Here is a 20,947-nt window from a genome sequence, read left to right as displayed (position 1 = left end):
TGACAGCAAATTCTACTTATTTGACTATTTACTCCACATATTTTACGGTTTCGACCGGTGTCGTTCCGGACGGAGGCTCTCCACATAAGCATGCGGTGTCATCCCGGTCAGCTCCTTAAACACTTTGAAAAAGTAGTTATATGTCGTAAAGCCCACTTGGCTGCTGATTTGTTTGACCGAATATTGATCGCTCTCCAGCAGCTTTTGGGCCGCGTCGATGCGTATGCGGTTCACGTATTCCGAGAAGTTGCACTGCGTCTCCTCTTTGAATAAACGGCTTAAATAAGAGGGATTGAGCCCGATGGAAGCCGCCACCATTTCCAAGTTGATATAACCTTGATACCGCTCCAATATAAAATGGATAGCCTGCGAGACATGCCGGGAATAGCTGCCTCCAGCACGCTGACGCTTTAGTAAATTCAGCAAGGCGGTGAAGTAGGATCTCAGCCATTCCTCAAGCTCATCCATGCTGCCGATCCGCCCCAGATCGCGTCGCGGCGGGAGTTCTGACATAACGGCTTCCGCTGCAGGTGTGGAAATGGACTTTTTCAGAGCCTTGTCGCCGGTGTGCAGCAGCTCGCTGACAATCATCTGCACCGCAGGCGAATGAAGCGGCTGATGACATACAGAACCGCAGACGGAGGCGATCAGCTGCTGCATCCTTTCCTGGTCCAGACTTTCCAGGGCAAGAAGCAGCTGTTTCTGTTCCTCAATCGTCAAGGCAACGCGAAGATGCTGCTCGTTCGGTCTTTCTTTGGCAGCAGGCTCGTTATGGGTCACATGTTCGGATCGTATCCCATTCTCCACGACAGGAGAGGTATCGAGCGCCTTTTCGGCCGATCTGTAGCTCGTCCCCAGCTGCGTCAAGCTTGCACATGGATGCCCAAGGGCATAGACGGATTTCAAATTCAGCATCAGCTCCAGCGCATGCTGAACTTTGCCCATCCATCGGTGCGCCTCGCTGCTGCCGGCATGTTCGCTGCGCTCCTTGAACGCAAACACGACTATCAGCCGCCCGTTCTCCACGTAAGCGGCCGTCCGCTCATGGATATCTCCAAGGCTCTGCTGCATCACATCGACCGCCTGCTGTACCAGCCGGTTCGTTTGGCTGTCGCTGAACGACTCCGTCAGCAGCAGGAAGGGGATGATCTGCAGTGCCGCTGCCGCATACCGGACAGCACCTGGATACAAGCCTTCCAGCCCGCCCGCAACCTCAAGGGTCCCCGCCCCTTCACCGTTCTCTCTCACCAGCTCGGCAATGCGGCTTCTGATCAATACGGGCTTCATCGTCTCCGCCATTTTTTTGCTCGCCAGCCTTCCTTCCTCCACCCGGTCTTCTTCCTGCAAATCCTTAACGGCTTTGCCCAAAACGTTCAGCAGCAACGCCTCATCAAGCCGGTGCTTGAGCAAATAGTCGACAGCCCCGTTTCGCAAGCATTCGCGGACATAATCGTAATCGTCATAACTGCTGAGCATGATCGTCTTAACCGACGGATACCGCTCTCGGATGATCCTTTGGAGCTCTACCCCGTTCATCCCCGGCATGTTCACGTCGATAATGGCGATGTGGGGCTGCGACTCCTCCATCATCCCCAATGCTTCCGTCCCGCTGTATGCTTCGCCGACGAACTCGAACCCGTGCTTCTTCCAATTGAATAACGTTCGAATGACATTGCCAATCAACGGCTCGTCGTCGATCAACAGTACTTTAAACATCATTAGACCACCTCTTGATCAGATTGATCGCTGTTACGGATTTGCGGAAAACGAATTTCCACCTTCGTATACAGACCCGGCTCGCTGTATAAGCTCAAACCGTACGATTCGCCGAACATTCTCACGATCCGTTCGTTCGCATTGCGTACGCCCATGCTGCTGAAGCGTGACGGCATTTCCTCACGGTCCGCTGCTCCAAGAAGAGCGTCGATCTGGTCCTGTGTCATGCCCCGGCCATTGTCCGTGACTTCGATCCGCAGTTCTTGATGCTCCGCATAGACCCGAATCAGGACAAAGCCCCCTTCCCCGGATGGGCCGATCCCATGCATAATCGCATTCTCGACGAGAGGCTGGAGCATCAGCTTCAGCACACGGCAATCCAGCAAAGCGTCGTCTTCGATCTGTGTGTGCACCTCGATGGGTTCCAAATATTTGTATTTCACGATCGATATGTAGCTGTTCACATAGTCAAGCTCTTCGCGCAGCGTTAAAAATTCGTTGGAGTTCCCCAATAAGCCCCGCATGAGCTCAATGAGCGAGCCGGATACTTCCTCGATATTGGGCACCCCGTTCAGCTTGGCCAAGTACTTGATCGTATTCAGCGAATTGTACAAAAAATGCGGACGAATCTGCGCCTGAAGGGCGGTCAGCTCGGCCTCCCGCTTCTTCTTCTCGCTTAATCGGATGCCTTCCATCAGCCGTTTCAATTCGTCTACCATGCTGATGAACACGCGGTACAACTGTCCGATTTCGTCCTTTGAGTGAATCTCCGTTCGGGGAAACGACAGATTCCCGTCCTTCACCTGCATCATCATTGATCTTAGCCGACGAATATTTATAGTGGTCCGCGAAGAAACCTGATGGGAACCGATCAGGATGACGATAAAGACGATGATCGATACCTCGGTCATCAAATTACGGATTCGCGTCGATTCACTAAGTAACGAATCAAGCGGAATCAGTGCCAGCGTGCTCCACCCCGTGTATTCGGAATGGCGGCTGACCACGATGTAGGACCTGCCGTTGATCTTCTGCTCCACGACGTCGTTATCTCCGGCAAGCTTCCCTTTGATTTGGATGATTCTGTCCAGCGGAGGCGCATAAGAAGACGGCGCAGACTCGGATTGATACACATAGCCGTTCTGCTCATCAAGAACATACAGCATGCTGTCCGCTGTCGGTTTGACTCCGTACGTTTTTTTAATAAAATCATAGTCCAAGTCAACCATGACGATGCCGACCGTCTCGCGGTTATAGCGAATCTCACGGCCGACGGTAATGGCATCCGCAGTTCCTTCCGGCTTAAAATACGCATGACGAGATCCGTTGTGCAGCATGTAGTTGAGCATCGGAGTACCCAGAACGCTCCGGTCCATCCAGGGACCGCCGGTAAAAAATACTTTTCCGTTCAGCCCGACGACCGCCATGCGGGAAATATAAGGCTTGTACTGAATCAGTCCAGATAAATACTCCGTAATCCGCTTCTGTTCCAGGAACCATTCATAACTAGGCTCTTCGTTTGGGCTCATGATCGTATTGATCACCGTGTTTTTATTGGTCACGACAACCGTGTTCAGCCGGTCGATCTCCTCGAGCATGACGTTCAATGATTCATCCGCCTGCCGGATGCTGTCCGAGACGGATGTGACCGCGTTATGCTTGATCGTCTCGCGCATATTCACATAGACGATAGCGGTGACGGAGACGATGGACAGAAACGTGATCAGGCCGAAAGCCATGAAAATTTTTCCCTGGAAACTCGTTTGCGGCCACAGCCATCTTCGCAGCGTTGATAAATTCATATTATACCACCCTTATTAGTGTGTTTTAAATTTGTTATATATGGCGATGGACTGGCAATTTATATGCAAGCGCTTCCCAACCCTCAGAAAAAAATATTCGCTTGTTTCTCTAAGGGTACTGCTGGAAGAGATGGTAACACTTTGTACTTACGCAACAAAATGACAACTTTCCAATTGAGCGGGGCTGCTTCTTAACGGGGGAAATTTATACATATTATATAAAGGAAAATAAAAAATTGTCGAGTCAACCTGACATATTGCCAAATCAGGACCAACCGAAAGAAATAGAAGCGGCTGCTTATACGCAAAAAAAGCCGGCCGCCGAATGGCAGTGACCAGCCTATTTCAAAGTGTTATCTGCAGTAAGCTCTATCAAGAAAGATGTGAGTCTGCAGCTGGAATCCAGCCCGTCAGCCTTGCGCCGCCCTCTGGATCGTTGCTTGCCGTGAGTTCGCCTCCATGCTGCCGGACAATTCGCTGCGAGATGGTTAATCCCAGGCCGCTGCCTCCGGTCGAACGGTTTCTGGACGCTTCCCCGCGGTACAGCGGTTCGAACACGCGCTCCAGCTCTTCCGCCGTGAACCCTGGTCCGCTGTCTCGGATCATAAACGTGATTTTCCCTTCTTTCTTGTTACATCGGACATCTATTGTACCGCCTTGCGGGGTGTGCCTCACCGCATTATCCAGCAGGTTACTCAGTGCGCGCTCCAGCAGATGCGCATCCCCGCTAACGATGCAATCGGCGGCCAGATGGCTGTTGATCACAATACTTTTATGCCCGGCACTGGGACTCAAGCTGTCGATGGATTGCTGGAGCACAACCGGTAAATCGATTGGCGCCTTGTTCAATGGACGATCCCAATACTCCATTTTCGTAAAAGTAAACAGGTCTTCTACCAACCGATCCAACTGGGCCGATTTCTCCTTGCACACCGCCACATACTTTGAAATTTTCTCCGGCGTTTGGGCAATGCCTTGCTCCAAGCCGTCCAAATATCCCCTCAGGGCGAACAACGGAGTACGCAAATCATGCGCAACCGCAGATATGACAAAGCGGCGTTCTTCCTCCAGCTTTACTTGCTTCTGGTATGACGTTCGCAGCCCTTTAACCATCACATCAAATCCATCCCCTACCTCAGCGATTTCCGTAATTCTCGACTTCGGTAACCGTACCTCCCAATCGCCTGAAGCGATTTGCCTTGCGGCCCGGCTCATTTTCTCCAGGGGCTTTAGCAGGAATCTCCGCATTTCTACGCCAACGATGAAAAATGCGAGCAGCAATCCGGCAAACGCCGATATCATCGGAAGCGTGTTAGACTTGGGCAAGTAAAGAACCACCCTTCCAAGCAAATGACCGTTCTCGATAACAGAGAACCGCTCAGTTGACCGCAAACCACCTTCACGATCGGTCGACCGATAAATCTCCCCATCGGAATCGGATAAAATGATGGCGTCCAGCTTGGTTTGACGCAGCTCGCTTTGCAGCTGGCCTTGCCAGTTCGGATCCCGCCATTGGCCCGAGCCCATCTCAATCATGTGAATGGCCTCGTTTATATCTTTCTGCAGACTTTCATCGTACGGCTGGTTTGAGCCGATTTTTAGCGAATGGGTTTCCAGAAAGTTGGCTGCAACGAAAAATACCCAGGGCACGAGCGTGATCATAAATAGGCAGAGTATCGTAAATGTGCGAATGCGAAGTGTTTTCATCTTATCCTCCCTCGAAGCGATACCCTACACCCCACACGTTGACCAGGTATTGCGGATGATTTGCATCAACCTCAATTTTCTCCCGGAGCCGGCTGAGATGAACCCGAATCGTATGCCGGTCGCCGATCCCTTCCCAAAACTTGGCGAGCAGCTGCTCATAGGAAAATACATGCCTTGGATGTTCGGCGAACAATCGCAGCAAATCGTACTCCTTCGGGGTGAGCACGATGCTGACCCCATCCACAAAAACTTCTCTGGTAGACAAGTTTAATTGGATCCGGCCGTAGTCAAGGATCCTTTCCTTCGTATGCTCCCGTGAAGCGGTGCGTCGCAGGACGGCTTTTACCCTGGCGACAATCTCTCCCGGAGAAGCCGTCTTCACGATATAATCGTCGCCGCCGAGCGTCAGCCCCCGAATCTTGTCCACATCATCGCTGCGCGCGCTCAGAAAAAGGATCGGAACGTCGCTATCCGCGCGGATCCGGCGGCATAAATCAAACCCGTTTTGTCCCGGCATCATAATATCCAGAATGATCGCGTGAACCGTATTCCGTTCGAACATGTCCCACGCCTCTGCCGTATCGCAGGCCGTGATCACACGAAAATTGTCATTCTCCAAAAAGTCCTTCAACAGTTCGACGATGCTGGGATCGTCGTCTACAACGAGAATCGTATGGCCTCCGCTCATGTACATCCCACCTTCGCATCTAGTTTATCATCTTTTTAGGGAAGAACTAACTGCCCTACCCATTTTGTGATGCAATGTTTATCGTTTTGTGACACTTTTATTTCTTCATTCGAGATATTCATTTGATAGGATGTTGTTCGTGAAGGAGGTTGACCATGGAAAACAGCAGTGTATACGTGTTTAGCGCTTTGTTTTGTATCACGCTTTTTTGTTTTTTGGCGGTTCGGATTTATTCCATTCGCCACAAGTCCGGTAATAGCCGCCGCCGGGAGGATGACATTGCCTGGATTCTCAAAAACCGGATGGCCAAAGGTGAAATCGACGAACAGGAATATAGCCGGCTTAAGGACTTGCTGACCAAATAACGATGATGACCCATAATGTACCGTTCGGCGATCGTGTCTCGCGTAAAAACACAAGGGGCTCAAGTTGAACATACGGGCTTCGTCTTCAATGAAGGAGGAATGTATCGATGTTAACCGTTCAAATCGTTCTTTTTGATGGCTTCGATCTGCTGGATGCCTTGGCACCTTATGAAGTTTTCTGTGCCGCGGCGATGATGTCCAATGATGCGCTGGAGGTGAAGCTTGTCACCGCCGAAGGAGCAAGAGCTGTGGCCAGCGGCACCCAGGGCCTGCCTATTGAAGCAGGCGGCAAACTGGATCCAAATCGAGCGGGGATTATTCTCGTTCCCGGCGCAGCCGGAGATGTCGAAGGCGACGGTCCCGATTCCGTCCCAGCCATATTGGCACGTACCGCAAATACCGAATTGACCGGCATGATCAGGGAAGCCCTCGGAAGGAAAGACATCATTGTCTCCACCGTATGCGGGGGATCCTTGGTTTTAGCCATGGGAGGCTTGCTGGAAGGCAGACGGGCCGTTACGCATCATCTGGGCATGGACGTCCTTGGCGCAACCGGTGTTCTGCCGGTCAAAGCACGTGTCGTGGACGACGGCAATTTGGTTAGTGGCGGCGGCGTAACGTCCGGGCTCGATGTTGCCCTGCATCTGGTGGAACGCGAGCTTGGCCCTCGGATCGCCCATGCGATCGAGGAGCTGTTCGAATACGAGCGGAGAGGTATCGCATGGCGGGCACAGGGAATGGTGCCGAACTCGGAAAAGACCGAAACAGACAAGGAATCGAACCTTGTGCTGAGTACGAAAGCGATTAATCCACCTTCCCCTCCCCTACAAAACACATCCGGACATATAGAGTCCGTTTTCGACGGAGACTGGGAAGTGACCATTGCAACGCCCGTGGGCAAAATGGATGTCAAGCTCTCCATCGCAACAAGCCATGGTGAAGTCCACGGAACGGCCACCCAAGGGGATGAAACGGTCAAATTTATGAATCCCGTCATTCAAGGTAACAAGCTTACCTGGTCCCAGCAAGTGACCAAGCCGATGCGTTTAAACCTGAAATTTGATGTAACCGTCGATGGCGACGAACTGCACGGCACCGCCAAAGCCGGCGTGCTTCCGGCCTCCAGGGTCGCCGGCAAGCGATTGAAATCAACTTTTTAACAATGAAATGAAGTTCTATCGGGGGTTGTAAATGAAGTGAACAAACGAAAAATCTTATATGGTGTGTTGGCCTGTGTTAGTATTTTGTTTATCCTTTACGCTTTAATGGATAATTTTATTATCGATCCCGGTGCGGAAGGCTTTTTAAGCCATAAAACCGGTCTTAAGCGTGAAATTCACCTCCCAGCGTGGTTAAGCGTCATGCGCATACATGTTGCTTTTGCGTGCATCGCCATGGCGGCTGGGCTTGTCAATTTTTCCAACCGTATTTTTCAAAAAAGCCGCAAATTCCACCGGATCAACGGATACGTCTATATGGTGTCGGTGCTCGTTGTCGTAATCACTTCCGGGTATATGGCGCCATACGCCACCGGAGGAAAAGTGACGAGCATGGCGTTTAACGCGCTGAATTTAATCTGGCTGTTCATTACGGTGACGGCACTCGTTCAAATTAAGAAGAAACGGGTCATTCGGCACCGCAACTGGATGATTCGGAGTTATGCGTTTTGTTTTACAAACCTGTTGATTCATCTGATCACTTCCGTTCTTCAACAAGGCTTTGGGGTTGAATACGCTTTGAGTTATACCGTCGGCGTCTACGGAGCGATCGTGCTGCTGCTGATTGTTCCAAATATTCTGATCAGAACGATGAAGATAACGCGGAAAATGACTGTTGATCTGTAATAAAAAATTGTGCTGAGATGAGAAGTGCTAATGTTCCTCCTGTAGAACTGTGAAAGGCTGCCGTGCGTATGGCAGCCTTTTAGTAATCCGCAGAACAGACCAGCAGAATCTGCCGGCTATTGTTGCTCACACTCATTTTCTACTACGATTTCTCCTTCCCCCTGAGGCTCTTCAAACGAGTTTAGAAAATTGTTCAACGTCTCCTCGGTTATAGGAAAGGCGGCGTTCGCATCGAAACGTTGGCTTCTGATCTTGAGGCGCTTTCGCAATTCATCAGGGTGTACTTTTAAATAAATTAACTTCCACTCTCCTCCCGAATGTTCAATAAGCCGTTTATAGTCATCTCTCGCGGAACGGCTCCAAAAGCTGGAGTCGACCACAACCTGCTTTTTGTTTTGAACTAATGTGACTAGCTTTTTTCGTAAGCTTGCATGCGCTACATCCAAGTAATCTCTGTATTTTTCAACCGGATAATCGATTCCGTAACGACCGTGCGTGTTCCACACCTCCTCGTCAATAGAGAGACGGATGAATCCTTGTTCCTCCAATCTCTGGGAAAATGTAGTTTTCCCGGAACCGGCGATTCCGCACATGAGCACGACTAGAGCGGAGTCACGATCCCGATCCCCTTCCCGATCCCGATCCAACCATTCCTCGAAATTCAACGTCTCGGTCATTTAACAATCACACCCCATGTTTTATTTATGCATATCCTTTACTCTCTCACGGTCATGTGCAGCTAGCAAGTCATTTGAAATGACTTCCTTCGTTGACGCGATTTTGATATAGTGGATAGGAACAAACATTCGGATATTTGGAGGAAACCTAATTTGCCTACTACCTTGGATACAACGACCATCATGATCGCAGGGCTGGTTGCCCTGCTCCTCGTCCTATTCGTCATACGTTTGGTCAGAAACCGCAGAAAAAGGATCCGCCGGGAGGCGAATCCGCGCAAGATTACGATCAAGGATATCGATTTAATGGCAGACGGCTCTGAATTTGAGCTGTATCTCTTCCGGCTGTTTCACGAGCTCGGATATAGAGAAGTGTATCAAACGACAGCCAGCCGTGATTTTGGAGCCGACTTGGTATTTACGGATCAGAACGGACTAAGGAACGTCTTACAAGCCAAGCGCTACGGCAACAGCAATCCGGTCAGCATCGGAGCGGTTCAGGAGGTTTATACCTCGATGCGTTACTATGAAGCTGAACGGGCAATCGTGCTGACCTCCGGTAGATACACCGAAGCCTGCCGCATCCTGGCGGCCGTAAACGGGGTGAAGCTGTTGGACAGGGACGATCTGGAGGAACTGATCATTCTATTTAAAAGCCGCCGTTACGATGAAGCAATGGCTATCATCGAGGAGCCTGCTGAGACGGAAGCGCCAACGTGGAAACCGAAAGCCAAGAAAGCGACCTGATGGGGCGTACCGCGCTTTCTTGGCTTTCATTCCTTGCACCCTTGGGGCTCTATAGAGGAAGGCTAACGGCGTTTGATTATTTCACATCTTTAACTTGCAGACCTTTTGCTTTGCGGCAAAGTTTCGATCCCCACTTTCTCTTTATCTTTCGTCATATACCAATAAGCCAGACCTACGAACACGCTGCCGCCGACCATATTACCGAGGGTAACCGGAATCAGGTTTGCGGCCAGCCCTCCCCAGGTTACCGTGTCTGGATGCGGGATGAAGAGCGAGACTGAGAGCAGCGTCATGTTCGCCACACTGTGCTCAAATCCGGAGGTAATAAAGGCGAACAGACACCAGAAAATCATGACCAGCTTGGCGGTCTCTTCTTTCAGCTTCATGGAGCACCAGACGGCAAGACAGACGAGCGTGTTACATAAAATTCCCCGCATGAACAATTCCATAAACGGTGCATTCATTTTAACAGCAGCCGTGCTGTTGATGAATTCGGCCGTTCCCCCTTTCCCCAATCCCGTCCATACGAAGATCGCCGAGACCAGCAAGGATCCGGCAAAATTGCCGAGGTAGCTGTACAGCCATATTTTAAGCGTATCGAGCCAGGTCGTCTTCTTGTTCAGCGTGCTGACCACCATGACCATATTGTTGCCTGTAAACAAGTCCGATCCTGCCATCAGGACCAGACTCAAAGCGATACCAAAGCTGGCTCCCATGACGATCTTCATGGCGGGTGCGTGAACCGGCGCGAGCAGTCCGCCGATCGTAAAGATCAGTATAATGCCGAGACCCACGAACAAACCGGCAAGCATGGAGGATACAAAGTATTTGCCTATACTCCGGTTCATGAGGCTAACCTTGTTTATCCCGGCGGTTTCAACGATCTGAATGGTGTTTTTCATGCTCCTTCAGTCCTCCAATATAGACGTAACCGTCGATGACCGCGGTTTTGTAGGTCCGGATGCAGCCGTCGTCCGGTTTTTGCACTTCCCCTGTCGTCAGCGAAATTTTCCAGTCGTGGAGCGGGCAAAAAACAAATTCACCCGACACAATCCCCTCAGCCAGCGGACCGTTCTTGTGGGGACACCGGTTGCTAACCGCCCGCACCTCCCCGTTTGACAGCCGGAACAACGCAACCGACTCATCGCCAACGCGTACTTCCTTGCCAATCTGCGGCTTCAGCTCCTCCAGCTTCATCACTTTCATCATTTCTCTCGTCACGCTCATGCCCTTCCCCCCTTATGGTCTCTCCACGGTATACATCCGGCGGCGTTCTTCGTCTTCCAGCGCTGCCGACCATGCTTCGCGATACGTTGTTTTTGCATGCTCGAAGCGGCTGGCTAAACCGGCAATCTCCTGCTCATTGCCCAACATTTGGCGCACCCAATCGGTGCCCATGCGCTTCACCCATGGGGCTGTGCGTTCGCCGTAAATGCCGGTTTCCCGGTATAACTGTACGTAGGCTTTAGCCAACAGGATCACTTCGTCCTCTGTCGCCACCGTCGTCAGGCTGTCGCATTCCCGGACCTCAGTGCCGCCGTTTCCGCCAAAATACAGCTGGTATCCGTTTTCCACGCAGACGACGCCAAAATCCTTCGTCAATACTTCGGCACAGTTTCGCGGACAGCCGGTCACGCCCATTTTCATTTTGTGCGGCGTATCGACCATCTCGATCTCCTGTTCCAGCCGGATGCCAAGCCCTAACGAGTCCTGGGTGCCGAACCGGCAAAATCTCGAACCGACACACGATTTGACATTACGCAGCGACTTGGAGTAGGCGTACCCCGAACGCATCTCCAGCTCCTCCCAAACGTTCGGGACGTCTTCCTTCTGTACGCCGTACAGCCCGATGCGGCTTGCGCCCGTAATTTTTACCAGCGGCACGTTGTATTTCTTCGCAACTTCGCCGATGCGGATCAAATCCTCCGGTGTCGTCGTTCCGCCATACATCCGCGGAATGACGGAGAATGTGCCGTCCTTCTGCATGTTGCCTTCCATTCGTTCGTTGACATATCGGGATGCCTTATCGTCGGCATACGTCTCGGGATGCAGCATCCGTAAATAATAATTCAGTGCCGGACGGCACTTCGAGCAGCCTTCCTCGGATGCAAACCCGAGCACGATGCGCGTCTCCCTTGGCGACTGCAGACCTTTCTCGCGAATCGCGGCCACCACCTCATCGCGGGTAAGCGTCGTGCATGCGCACATGCCTGCCGCCTTCTGCGCCGATGCGTCGAATTTGTCGCCCAGCGTATGCGCGAGGATCGCCTCAACCATGCCGCGGCATTTGCCGCATGAGCCTCCGGCTTTGGTCACAGCTTTCACTTCGTCGAACGTGGTCAGTCCGTTCTCGAGAATGGCGCCGACGATGCGTCCCTTGGTTACGCCGTTGCATCCGCAGATCGTTTCGTCCGCGCTGATTGAAGCGACATCGAGTACGCTGTCTCCCCCGGCTTTATGGAGCACGGAAGCGCTCGTATATTCCTGAATGTCGCTGCCTTTCTTCAGCAGGCTGAACAGCCGGGTTCCGTCGGATACGTCCCCGTACAGCACGACACCGACGATGCGGTTCTCGCGAACCAGGATCTTTTTGTAGGATCCGGCGACCTCGTCCTGCACGACGATGGCTTTCGTGTCCGCATCCGCATGGATTACTCCGCCGGAAAACAGATCGCATCCCGCTACCTTAAGCTGCGTGGACAACACGCTGCCCGCGTAACCTTCCGTTGGCCGGCCTGTAAGATGGTCCGCAAGCACAGTGCCCTGTTCATACAATGGCGCCACCAGACCATAGGCTACGCCGCGGTGTTCAGCGCACTCGCCTACGGCATAAATTGACGGGTCCGTCGTCTGCATCAGGTCGTTGACTTGGATCGCCCGGCCAACCGCCAGCCCCGCGTCCCGCGCCAGCGCTGCATTGGGACGGATGCCAACGGCCATGACGACAAGATCGCATTCGACGTTCGTTCCGTCTTCAAACCGAAGCCCTTGTACTCTCCCGTCACCGTAGATTTCCGTTGTTTTCTTTTCCATCAGAAACTTCATGCCCTGGGCTTCCAGGTCCTGCTGAAGCAGCTTTGCCGCTGCCGCGTCGAGCTGCATTTCCATCAGATGGGGCAGCAAATGAACGACATGGACCTCCATCCCCTGGTTCATCAATCCGCGAGCTGCTTCCAAGCCGAGCAATCCGCCGCCAATCACAACCGCCTTTTTGTATTGTTTAGCCGTTTCCAGCATCATTTTCGTGTCTTCAATGGTGCGGAAACCGACGACGCCTTCCAGGTCATGTCCTGGTACAGGTAAAATAAACGCGCTGGATCCGGTCGCAATAATCAGTTCGTCGTAGGGGACGACGGTTCCCCGGTCGGTTCGGACTTCCTTCGACGCTCGGTTAATCTTTACTGCCCGTTCCTTGGACAGTAAATGTATGTTATTGGACTGATACCAGTCCCAATCGTTAATCGTGATTTCTTCAAACGTTGTTTTCCCTTGCAGCACAGGGGACAGCATAATTCGGTTATAGTTGGGATACGGCTCATCCCCGATCATCGTTATCTCGTAGCGGTCGCGGTCCCGGCGGAGAATTTCCTCGATACACCGCGCCCCCGCCATCCCGTTGCCTATCATCACCAATCGTCTGCTCATAAACACGCCTCCCGTGCAACCTTGTGAAATTAATTACATTTATATCGTAACGGATATGGGAGGCTTTGCCTGTGAAGTAAATCACAGTGGCTTGGTTAAAACAAAAAATTGGCGAAGGCCAGGAATTTTACGGCGTTATTGTGATGACCTCCAACCATAAGAAGCAAAAGTGCAAAAGGCCACCCTGATGGATGGCCTTTCTTCGAACCTTCGTATTTTACGCGGGTAAGAATAACCGCTAATTTTCGTAAGCTTGCTGCAGCGCCTTTATGTCGATTTTCTTTTTCGTCTGGAGTATGGCTTGCATGACTCGCCCTGCTCTTACCGGGTCGGGGTCACAGATCATCTCTGTTAAATCGCTGGGGACGACTTGCCAGGATACGCCGAATTGATCTTTTAACCAACCGCAAACCTGCGCCTTTTCGTCTCCTCCCTCAGAGAGCTTATCCCAATAATAGTCCAGCTCCTCCTGATCATCGCAATGAACGATAAAAGATATGGCCTCATTGAACTTAAAATGCGGACCCCCATTCAGCGCGACGAATGATTGCCCTTCCAATTGAAATTCCACGGTCATCACCGTTCCCTCAACACCCCGGCTTTCCGGACCGTAGCGGACAATTCTGCCGATTTGGGAATCATGGAAAATGGACGTATAAAAATTCGCCGCCTCTTCAGCTTGAGAATCGAACCACAGGTTTGGGGTAATCTTGTGCAATTTCATTCGCGTCATACCTCCCGGCTATAATCATTTCTATGATGATTGTAGCCTATCAAGGGAACCGGCGTTTCTTTTCGATTGCTTTGTTGGCAGCATGGGATCAGAGGAGTGCTAGTTTTGTTGACTCCCGTGCAATTCGTTTAGTGTTTGTCTAAAAACACAAACAATTTTCGATACATTTCAGCGGAGTCTTCTCCAAGCCAAATTAAATGACCCCACGAATTCAATTCACATAACTGGGAACTGAGAATCACCTCATGAGCAAATCGGGCATGATCTATGGGCACGGAGGCATCATGAATACTGTGCATGATCAAAGTCGGGCACCTGATAGCGGACAATTCATGATCAAGCTGCTTCCCGGTCTGCACCAGGTCGATCAGAAAACCGTGACCGGACCTCTGATCTTTCAACATATTGGAGAACTGCTCCAAGTCGTGCTCGTTCGTCTGATTTAATACCTCTGATTTCGGTAATTGACTGAACGAACCGATCATGCTCTTGAATATCAGCTTGGGGAAAAAATAGTTCATCGTTCTCATCATCGCCCAAACGTATTTTTCCAGTGAAGGATTAAACATGATTTGAGCCGATTTGTATAATTTGTCAGCTGGAGTCAGCCACCTCCGAGTAACGGCCGATTGAAGCACAAGGCTTCTGACCTGCTGCGGATAGGATGTCACAAAATTTATTCCGCTTGGCCCTCCGGCCGATATCGCGATGAGGTGAACCTGATCGATGCATAAATGGTCTAAGAGTTCCTTGTAAGCATCGCAAGCGACACTCAGATTCTCACCTAACTCCTTTGACGTCTTACCGTAACCCGGTCTGGATGGTGTGATCACCGAGTAGCCGTGTTCGTAAAACTCCCGGTAACCCAGTTCTTCTCGGCAATTGGAATGACCTCCATGCATCATTAGAAGAGGCTCCCCTTTTCCAACAATCGAATATTCTATTGTATAGCCTGCTTTGGTAGTAAAATAGCCAATGGTCCGGTTGACCCGATCTCTAGTCATCAGAAATACGCCATCCCCCTTGCACCCAGCTGCTGATCGATCGAACAACAGCGATGATGAATGATATGAACAACAACCCGGAAGCTATCTACCAAAGAACAGCTTGAAAACGGTCAGGCTCAGGAGGCTCACCTACAGGACCTGTCTCGGGGATCATCGGATGCAGGCACAGATATCCTGCCCGTAACGAGCAGACTGCCGAGATCAACGATGAGATCGCAAGCAGCACCCATTTCATTTTTTCCATACCCTGTCCCCTTTCCGAAAAATGTACAGCACCACAGTTTCTGATCTCTTCAGTCCCAAGTTAACTCGCCTTTTCTCATTTTGGCAATATAAATGATCTGTCCCGTATGGTAGTGCACTTCTCTGAACATCGCCATCATCAGATTTAGGGCTGTCGTTTCGTTGTTCACTTGGCTGTATGTAAGCGGCGGCAGATGGAGGAAAGGCTGGGACATCAATTGCTCCGGCTCGGATTGAAGCTGTTCAAGATACTGAAGAATGATATCAAACGCGTCTTTTGTATGCTGATATGCCTCTTCTTTCGTCATCATCAGTCCACGTTCGAATTCCTTATCCCGGTCCCGCTTGTCCGGAATGTTATACAGGATCGTCTCGACCCGTGAGTGTGCGGCCCCCCGAATATGCGCCACCAAATTAGCAATACTGTTGCTTTCCGGAGTCGGATGCCAGGTAATATCTTCTTCAGACACTTGTTCAATAGCTTTAAGCGTCCCTCTTTGTTCCGATATCAGCTTGACCTTCATGCTTTGGATAAATTCGAGTGCAAGTTCCATTTTCACGCCTCCTCGTTTATTAGCCCGAACATTATGGATCTCCTATTGCTCCCTATTCGATCCATTGTCTTGGCCCCACCTTGTGAAACTTAGACGGCATTTCATAAAAACTTCACGTTTCAACGGACGCTGTTCTCTGATGATACTCACCACCCTTAAATACCGCCAAATATATCCCTCAGACCATGCCAATGCTGACCGACCCAAAGGTTCTCTTCCCGAAATCTTTTGATGGGTTTGGAATCCCCTTCCTTTTCCACGTTCACCCACCCGGCCTCTTTCCACCAGGTTAACTGGATGGATCTGACCAATTGATCCAACGTAAGCGGACGGTGCTTGCGGTAACCATCGACGAATGCACGAACGACTTCCAGACGGATGCCTCCCTTTTCTAAAGCACAGGACAAAATGGGTCTGGAAATATCGAAATCGGGATAAACATAATTCAACCGGTCAAAATCAAGGACCGCGGAAACCGAATTTGGCCTAAACAAAATATTGTCAACAAACAAATCCCAATGGCACCAGCCTTGCTCGCAGCCTGAAAATAGTCCGATATCCGTCTCGTTAATGATGTCTCGCTGGATTTCCAAAGCGGCTAGCGTTTTTTCGCATCCCATCGATACGGCATCGGACCATCTGCGCTCCCAATGTTTTTGCATTTCTTCTTTGTTGCGGATATTCCAATGCAGAGGCTGTTTGGCATGGTGCGAATTCAGGAGCTTGTGCATGTGCCCGGTTATTTTCCCAAGCGAATACATTTGATGTACATTGGCCGTACCCGGCTGTAATATTTCACCTTGGCAAGAACGCATCAGGACGTATCGTTCCTGTGAAGGCGTGCGGAGCACATATTGGCCTTGATGCTGGAAAAGTTGGGGTACGGGGATCCCTTGATTATAGAGATCGTTTTGATGCGATAAAGAAATCTCCAGTCCTTGAACGAGATGCTCGGGATATCGGTTCTTGTTGTACTGCTTCGCAAACAGGCTTCCGAGATCGGTTTCAATTTTCCATTTCAGATTTAGATATCCTTGATCGATTTGGTGGTAATCATCTATTCCGATCCCAAAGATATCTGTAATGGATTGCAGAATTTCATCTCTTATGGTTGTCGTTGATTCGGACATTTCTTGCCCCTTTCATGGAATGATCAGATTGAACAACCAATATGTATAGCTTTGACGACCTCACAGCACCCCGTTTTTCCAAAATTCTCCTGCTCATTATACCAGAACATATATTCTGAATCATCCCTGAAAATAACTTAACCTTCAACAGATTTCTGCTTTCTCAAATCCCCATAAAAAAAGAAGCCGTTCAGGCTCCCTTATCATTTTCATTTGTTAAATCACTCGATTTTCAGCAAACGAACAACCTCACCATCCCAAAGGTCATCGCTAACTTTCAGAAATCCCAAAGATTCGTATAAATGACCTGCGGTTATTCACCTGAATCACTTAATTCACATCACCGAGATACCGGACGTTCAATTCATTATTCACTAATTGATGTCCAAGCGCTTTCGGATACAGCCTGATGTGATCGAGTTGACGAATATCCACCCATTCTACGCCGATCTGATCCGGGTCGGGCTGGGTTCCATCCATCTGTGCCGGGGCTTCCTGCGCAAGCGAGCAGACAAAATAAAACTCCACTTGATGAACGTCATGATCCCATGCTGCGAACTGATGATTTTTCCCGATGTACTCGCGCACGTAAACAAGGTCCTGCACCTTAACTTGTACTCCAAGTTCTTCGATGCATTCCCTCTTGAGGGTCTCTTTCAGTACTTCTCCCTGCTCTTGGCCGCCGCCGGGGAATAGGTAGAAAAAACCGTCGTTATCCTTGTTTTTGGTCAATAACAATTTTCCTTGCTGAATGATGATCGCTTTCGCAGAGTTTCTAATTGGCTTCATGCTAACCTCACGATTCCTAGATTTCTATGTGGTATGGATCAGTCTTTAAAATCCGTTATGTTGGACAAGGTCCAGCCGATTTCCATAGAGATCCTCGAAGACCGCCTCAATGCCCCAAGGGACCTCTTTCGGTTCACTGAGAAAATGAACTCCGTTTGCCTTCATTTGTTCGTAATCACGATAGAAGTCATCGGAATGGACGACGAGGAATACGTGGTTCGCGGCTTGGGTTCCAACCCTGTCCTGCTTAGCCTCCGTGTCTGCCACCACAAATACGATGGCGGTTTGCGCATCCTTCGACGGAGCTACGGTGACCCATCTCATGCCGTTCCCGAAATGGTTGTCCGTTAACAGAACGAACCCTGCCTTTTCTGTGTAAAATTCAATCGCTTCGTCAAAATTTTTAACCAGCAGCGTAACATGACCTATTTTTTTCTGCATGAACGTTCACTCCTCGTTGGTATATGAAAAAGCTCATTGGTTCTGAACCTTTTTTATATTTTTCCTTCGGCCTTCTCCATGTTAACATTTTCGCATAACAGAAAAAAAGAAGAAGTTGACGGAATGAATCGGCTTCTACATCCGTAAAAAGGAGGTTCTTATGATGATTCAGGAAAATGATCTGAAGCATCTCAGACGCTGCGTAGCGTTGGCCAAAGCCGCTCTAGAGGAAGGAGATGAGCCCTTTGGCTCCGTACTTGTCTCTGCCGATGGTGAGGTGCTGGCGGAAGACCATAACCGCGTAGCCGGCGGCGATCATACCCGGCATCCGGAATTTGAGCTGGCACGTTGGGCGGCCCGGAACATGACGACGGAAGAACGAAGCAAGGCGACGGTCTATACCTCAGGCGAGCATTGCCCGATGTGCGCTGCGGCCCACGGCTGGGTTGGATTAGGCCGAATTGTTTATGCCAGTTCGTCCAAGCAGCTGATGCAATGGATGGAGGAAATCGGAGCTTCCCCACCACGTGTACGCAGCCTCCCGATCCAGGATGTTATTCGCGACACGGTCATCAACGGCCCTGTTCCTGAACTCGCTGAGCAAGTTCGCGATCTTCATCGCCAATTTTACGCACAGATTCGGTAACCACCTTTCCTCCGATCTAATATATAGCTGGTCAGAACAATTCAATCCATCCATTCTTGCCTGATGTCAGCTCCTTTGTTATTCTTACCGTATGTTTGAACAAGGAGGCGTTCTAAAAATGGATCGAGAAATGCAACCAGACGGACTCGAACCCTATTTGTCTGAATTATCCGGGCGGCTAAATCAGCTGTTGCAGACGGATGGATTACATATCACAGAGAACCCGTCGCTGCACATGATGCGGGCTACGGCGACGTCCGAACCTATTCATAGCATGTACGCGCCTTCTTTATGCTTCATTGTCCAGGGCGCCAAATCCGCAGCGCTTGGTCAAGAGATTTACCATTACAATCCGACTACGTACCTCGTGACATCCGTTCATCTTCCGATCAAAAGTGAGATCACCCAGGCATCGCCTGATGTTCCGTTCATTGGGCTTCATCTGGAGTTTACACCGGATCAAATTCTGGATATATTGCAGCATACTGATCTGGCCTGGCCTGAAGAATCGGAGCCGGGAAGCGGCATATTTGTCGGCAAGACGAATTCGCAACTGCTTGATGCCCTGCTGAGGCTGGTTAAATTGTTCGACCAACCTGCCGAAATCCCTATCCTGGCCCCGTTGATTACACGGGAGATTCTATTCCGCGTTCTGCAGGGCGAGCAAGGCCATTTAGTCAAGCAGTTTGCGGTGATCGGCAGCCAGGCGCACGCCATTGCGAAGGCCATTCAGCTCATCCATCGTGATTATTCCAAGCCGCTTCGCGTCGAGGAACTGGCGAAAGAAGTAAATATGGCCGCGTCGTCTTTTCATAAACATTTCAAACAGGTGACGGCTCTGAGCCCGCTGCAATATCAGAAGCGGATCCGGCTCCAGGAAGCGAGACATCTCATGATCAGTGAAAAAATGGGGGCAGCCGATGCCGCTTTCCAGGTTGGTTATGAAAGTCCTTCCCAGTTCAGCCGCGAGTATGCGCGATTGTATGGTCTGCCGCCTAAAAGTGATTTGAAGCAAGCCTCTATCCAGTAAGGGCTTCCCTCCATTCCAAAGGTGAAACACAAGCTGCGACACAAGAACAGCAAGCCCCGATCTCGGTGAGATTGGGGCTTGTTCTCTTCATGATGACCAAATTTAATTAATCATGTTAAGGTTTTGTTCTCTGGTGCGTAACTTCCCGATTCGGTGAAAAATCGTACAACACGCATGCTCATGTTCTTTCTTGGTGGATGGGGCATCCGCATCTTTTGCAAACATTTGGTGATATCCATGCTGATAGGCCTCATGGGCCGTCGCGTCCACGCCAATGGATGTCGAAACGCCGCACATGACGATCGTATCAATGCCGCGGCGCCGAAGCTGCAGGTCGAGAACAGCTTAAAGTACACCCAAGTGCTGTTCAGCAGAAGTTGTTTTTTAATTAATGTTATTATTTATTTATAACATAAATTATAAAATCTTTGGTACCGAATCACTGTAAAAAGCCGCTATATCAGCGGCTTTTTGGTGTGCCCCCCCTTTCCTAAATTGGATCATGTCAAAAACTCAAAATATCGGAAAAGCCGAATACGATCGACGCAATTAATAACAAAGTCAGAAGCGATACGATCACAACAAATCGGATCATCCATAGCCGGAATCTTGGCAGCATCACCCCGGAAGCATGAGCATGGTGCGCTGCAGCCAGCCCGCTCATTATGCCCATGATCAGAAACCATGGTTCATAAAAAAACAGATCCCATATAGCAAGCCGTTCTTTGTCAATGACTGCCCACCCTTTCAGCTCCAAAGGAATAGCCCCAACCAGGAACAGCGTCTTGGTAACGATCCCAGTTGTCCCATGAGCTATGAGCATCGAGGTGCTGAACAGAGTGGGGATCAAAATCAACTGGCGGGGAATTCTTTTGCGCCTGAAAAGGGGTACCCATGCGGGAACCGTAAGCCCCCATGGCTTGACCAGACCAAGCAGAATAAAACCGCAGATCATGATTAGAACTCCTGCTCCATAACTAGCCATGCTGAACCCTTTCGGATTGGAAAGCTGTCCATAGCCGCCAATGATGCCGGCAGCCGCTTCATAAAAGCGCACAAAAACGGCATAAAGCAACGCCCAACAGAAACCTGCATATGCTGGCCAAACCGACACTATAGTAAAACGTTCAAAGGCATTCATCTTCTGGGTGGTTGAAGTAACGCTCGAGTGATCTTTGTTCAT

General features: G+C 50.3%; 21 protein-coding genes and 1 pseudogene. 6 read left to right on the top strand and 16 right to left on the bottom strand.

From position 1 onward, the window contains the following. Nucleotides 1–42: 42 nt before the first annotated feature. The 4 genes from ABID47_RS31405 to ABID47_RS31390 all read right to left on the bottom strand — a co-directional run bounded on the left by ABID47_RS31405 (nucleotide 43) and on the right by ABID47_RS31390 (nucleotide 5,913). Nucleotides 43–1,719 (bottom strand): response regulator, encoded by a 1,677-nt coding sequence (locus tag ABID47_RS31405; protein WP_354502902.1) that lies wholly within the window; start codon nucleotides 1,717–1,719, stop codon nucleotides 43–45. Then, nucleotides 1,719–3,518, bottom strand: a complete 1,800-nt coding sequence (locus tag ABID47_RS31400) for a cache domain-containing sensor histidine kinase (protein ID WP_354502900.1) — start codon at nucleotides 3,516–3,518, stop codon at nucleotides 1,719–1,721. The genes ABID47_RS31405 and ABID47_RS31400 overlap by 1 nt, the downstream gene beginning before the upstream one ends. A 372-nt stretch (nucleotides 3,519–3,890) precedes the next feature. Next, nucleotides 3,891–5,225 carry a sensor histidine kinase gene (locus tag ABID47_RS31395; RefSeq protein ID WP_354502898.1) on the bottom strand — a complete coding sequence of 445 codons (1,335 nt, stop codon included), beginning with the start codon at nucleotides 5,223–5,225 and terminating at the stop codon, nucleotides 3,891–3,893. Nucleotide 5,226: 1 nt separating this feature from the next. Beyond that, complete coding sequence (locus ABID47_RS31390; RefSeq protein ID WP_354502896.1) at nucleotides 5,227–5,913, bottom strand: response regulator transcription factor; 687 nt, start codon at nucleotides 5,911–5,913, stop codon at nucleotides 5,227–5,229. Nucleotides 5,914–6,068: 155 nt separating this feature from the next. Between ABID47_RS31390 and ABID47_RS31385 the strand changes: the two genes are divergently transcribed. From ABID47_RS31385 to ABID47_RS31375, 3 genes are all read left to right on the top strand, one after another. Continuing rightward, entirely contained in the window at nucleotides 6,069–6,278 is a 210-nt protein-coding gene (locus ABID47_RS31385; RefSeq protein ID WP_306434095.1) for an SHOCT domain-containing protein, read from the top strand. Nucleotides 6,279–6,385: 107 nt separating this feature from the next. Next, nucleotides 6,386–7,438: a DJ-1/PfpI family protein gene (locus ABID47_RS31380; RefSeq protein WP_354502895.1), complete on the top strand. Its 1,053-nt coding sequence runs from the start codon at nucleotides 6,386–6,388 to the stop codon at nucleotides 7,436–7,438. Nucleotides 7,439–7,474: 36 nt separating this feature from the next. Next, complete coding sequence (locus ABID47_RS31375) at nucleotides 7,475–8,122, top strand: DUF2306 domain-containing protein (protein WP_354502894.1); 648 nt, start codon at nucleotides 7,475–7,477, stop codon at nucleotides 8,120–8,122. A gap of 116 nt (nucleotides 8,123–8,238) precedes the next feature. Here ABID47_RS31375 and ABID47_RS31370 read toward each other — a convergent pair whose 3' ends face one another. Continuing rightward, entirely contained in the window at nucleotides 8,239–8,799 is a 561-nt protein-coding gene (locus ABID47_RS31370; protein ID WP_354502893.1) for an AAA family ATPase, read from the bottom strand. Nucleotides 8,800–8,982: 183 nt separating this feature from the next. On the opposite strand from ABID47_RS31370, the gene ABID47_RS31365 reads away from it, so the two are divergent. Further along, the gene (locus ABID47_RS31365) at nucleotides 8,983–9,546 is read left to right on the top strand and encodes a restriction endonuclease (RefSeq protein WP_354503113.1); all 564 of its coding nucleotides are present in this window, start codon (nucleotides 8,983–8,985) and stop codon (nucleotides 9,544–9,546) included. 89 nt (nucleotides 9,547–9,635) lie between these two features. Here the strand turns inward: ABID47_RS31365 and ABID47_RS31360 are convergent, their stop codons facing one another. The 9 genes from ABID47_RS31360 to ABID47_RS31320 form a co-directional block, all read right to left on the bottom strand. Beyond that, the gene (locus tag ABID47_RS31360) at nucleotides 9,636–10,448 is read right to left on the bottom strand and encodes a formate/nitrite transporter family protein (protein ID WP_354502892.1); all 813 of its coding nucleotides are present in this window, start codon (nucleotides 10,446–10,448) and stop codon (nucleotides 9,636–9,638) included. Then, nucleotides 10,423–10,773, bottom strand: a complete 351-nt coding sequence (gene nirD, locus ABID47_RS31355) for a nitrite reductase small subunit NirD (protein ID WP_354502891.1) — start codon at nucleotides 10,771–10,773, stop codon at nucleotides 10,423–10,425. Before nirD ends, ABID47_RS31360 begins: the two co-directional genes overlap by 26 nt. A 12-nt stretch (nucleotides 10,774–10,785) precedes the next feature. Beyond that, on the bottom strand, nucleotides 10,786–13,191 hold the full coding sequence (nirB, locus tag ABID47_RS31350; RefSeq protein WP_354502889.1) for a nitrite reductase large subunit NirB: 2,406 nt from the start codon (nucleotides 13,189–13,191) through the stop codon (nucleotides 10,786–10,788). A 238-nt stretch (nucleotides 13,192–13,429) separates the two neighbouring features. Beyond that, nucleotides 13,430–13,915, bottom strand: coding sequence for a VOC family protein (locus ABID47_RS31345; RefSeq protein WP_435530690.1), 486 nt, complete (start codon nucleotides 13,913–13,915; stop codon nucleotides 13,430–13,432). 137 nt (nucleotides 13,916–14,052) lie between these two features. After that, nucleotides 14,053–14,928: an alpha/beta fold hydrolase gene (locus ABID47_RS31340; RefSeq protein ID WP_354502885.1), complete on the bottom strand. Its 876-nt coding sequence runs from the start codon at nucleotides 14,926–14,928 to the stop codon at nucleotides 14,053–14,055. Between the two features lie 296 nt (nucleotides 14,929–15,224). Continuing rightward, on the bottom strand, nucleotides 15,225–15,728 hold the full coding sequence (locus ABID47_RS31335) for a DUF1572 family protein (RefSeq protein ID WP_354502883.1): 504 nt from the start codon (nucleotides 15,726–15,728) through the stop codon (nucleotides 15,225–15,227). Nucleotides 15,729–15,883: 155 nt separating this feature from the next. Further along, nucleotides 15,884–16,858: a phosphotransferase gene (locus tag ABID47_RS31330; RefSeq protein WP_354502881.1), complete on the bottom strand. Its 975-nt coding sequence runs from the start codon at nucleotides 16,856–16,858 to the stop codon at nucleotides 15,884–15,886. A gap of 330 nt (nucleotides 16,859–17,188) precedes the next feature. Further along, on the bottom strand, nucleotides 17,189–17,647 hold the full coding sequence (locus tag ABID47_RS31325; RefSeq protein WP_354502879.1) for an NUDIX domain-containing protein: 459 nt from the start codon (nucleotides 17,645–17,647) through the stop codon (nucleotides 17,189–17,191). 45 nt (nucleotides 17,648–17,692) lie between these two features. After that, the gene (locus ABID47_RS31320) at nucleotides 17,693–18,088 is read right to left on the bottom strand and encodes a VOC family protein (RefSeq protein WP_354502877.1); all 396 of its coding nucleotides are present in this window, start codon (nucleotides 18,086–18,088) and stop codon (nucleotides 17,693–17,695) included. A gap of 163 nt (nucleotides 18,089–18,251) precedes the next feature. Here ABID47_RS31320 and ABID47_RS31315 point away from each other — a divergent pair, with 163 nt between their 5' ends. Further along, nucleotides 18,252–18,734: a nucleoside deaminase gene (locus tag ABID47_RS31315; RefSeq protein ID WP_354503112.1), complete on the top strand. Its 483-nt coding sequence runs from the start codon at nucleotides 18,252–18,254 to the stop codon at nucleotides 18,732–18,734. A gap of 118 nt (nucleotides 18,735–18,852) precedes the next feature. Beyond that, nucleotides 18,853–19,764: an AraC family transcriptional regulator gene (locus ABID47_RS31310; RefSeq protein WP_354502875.1), complete on the top strand. Its 912-nt coding sequence runs from the start codon at nucleotides 18,853–18,855 to the stop codon at nucleotides 19,762–19,764. A 102-nt stretch (nucleotides 19,765–19,866) separates the two neighbouring features. Here the strand turns inward: ABID47_RS31310 and ABID47_RS31305 are convergent. Next, nucleotides 19,867–20,103 (bottom strand): annotated as a pseudogene (locus tag ABID47_RS31305) (isochorismatase family protein); the annotation flags it as partial. Nucleotides 20,104–20,269: 166 nt separating this feature from the next. Further along, nucleotides 20,270–20,947 carry a DUF3995 domain-containing protein gene (locus tag ABID47_RS31300; RefSeq protein WP_354502873.1) on the bottom strand — a complete coding sequence of 226 codons (678 nt, stop codon included), beginning with the start codon at nucleotides 20,945–20,947 and terminating at the stop codon, nucleotides 20,270–20,272.

It is taken from the genome of Paenibacillus favisporus (assembly GCF_040545415.1).
Classification (GTDB): Bacteria; Bacillota; Bacilli; order Paenibacillales; family Paenibacillaceae; genus Paenibacillus_AQ; species Paenibacillus_AQ favisporus.
This window is presented reverse-complemented; position numbering and strand designations above follow the sequence as displayed.

Bases quoted from the DNA above. Each gene is read 5' to 3' on its own strand.
- ABID47_RS31405 (WP_354502902.1), bottom strand. From the start codon at position 1,719: ATGATGTTTAAAGTACTGTTGATCGACGACGAGCCGTTGATTGGCAAT.
- ABID47_RS31400 (WP_354502900.1), bottom strand. From the start codon at position 3,518: ATGAATTTATCAACGCTGCGAAGATGGCTGTGGCCGCAAACGAGTTTC.
- ABID47_RS31395 (WP_354502898.1), bottom strand. From the start codon at position 5,225: ATGAAAACACTTCGCATTCGCACATTTACGATACTCTGCCTATTTATG.
- ABID47_RS31390 (WP_354502896.1), bottom strand. From the start codon at position 5,913: ATGAGCGGAGGCCATACGATTCTCGTTGTAGACGACGATCCCAGCATC.
- ABID47_RS31385 (WP_306434095.1), top strand. From the start codon at position 6,069: ATGGAAAACAGCAGTGTATACGTGTTTAGCGCTTTGTTTTGTATCACG.
- ABID47_RS31380 (WP_354502895.1), top strand. From the start codon at position 6,386: ATGTTAACCGTTCAAATCGTTCTTTTTGATGGCTTCGATCTGCTGGAT.
- ABID47_RS31370 (WP_354502893.1), bottom strand. From the start codon at position 8,799: ATGACCGAGACGTTGAATTTCGAGGAATGGTTGGATCGGGATCGGGAA.
- ABID47_RS31365 (WP_354503113.1), top strand. From the start codon at position 8,983: ATGATCGCAGGGCTGGTTGCCCTGCTCCTCGTCCTATTCGTCATACGT.
- ABID47_RS31360 (WP_354502892.1), bottom strand. From the start codon at position 10,448: ATGAAAAACACCATTCAGATCGTTGAAACCGCCGGGATAAACAAGGTT.
- nirD (WP_354502891.1), bottom strand. From the start codon at position 10,773: ATGAGCGTGACGAGAGAAATGATGAAAGTGATGAAGCTGGAGGAGCTG.
- nirB (WP_354502889.1), bottom strand. From the start codon at position 13,191: ATGAGCAGACGATTGGTGATGATAGGCAACGGGATGGCGGGGGCGCGG.
- ABID47_RS31345 (WP_435530690.1), bottom strand. From the start codon at position 13,915: ATGAAATTGCACAAGATTACCCCAAACCTGTGGTTCGATTCTCAAGCT.
- ABID47_RS31340 (WP_354502885.1), bottom strand. From the start codon at position 14,928: ATGACTAGAGATCGGGTCAACCGGACCATTGGCTATTTTACTACCAAA.
- ABID47_RS31335 (WP_354502883.1), bottom strand. From the start codon at position 15,728: ATGGAACTTGCACTCGAATTTATCCAAAGCATGAAGGTCAAGCTGATA.
- ABID47_RS31330 (WP_354502881.1), bottom strand. From the start codon at position 16,858: ATGTCCGAATCAACGACAACCATAAGAGATGAAATTCTGCAATCCATT.
- ABID47_RS31325 (WP_354502879.1), bottom strand. From the start codon at position 17,647: ATGAAGCCAATTAGAAACTCTGCGAAAGCGATCATCATTCAGCAAGGA.
- ABID47_RS31320 (WP_354502877.1), bottom strand. From the start codon at position 18,088: ATGCAGAAAAAAATAGGTCATGTTACGCTGCTGGTTAAAAATTTTGAC.
- ABID47_RS31315 (WP_354503112.1), top strand. From the start codon at position 18,252: ATGATTCAGGAAAATGATCTGAAGCATCTCAGACGCTGCGTAGCGTTG.
- ABID47_RS31310 (WP_354502875.1), top strand. From the start codon at position 18,853: ATGGATCGAGAAATGCAACCAGACGGACTCGAACCCTATTTGTCTGAA.
- ABID47_RS31300 (WP_354502873.1), bottom strand. From the start codon at position 20,947: ATGAACAAAGATCACTCGAGCGTTACTTCAACCACCCAGAAGATGAAT.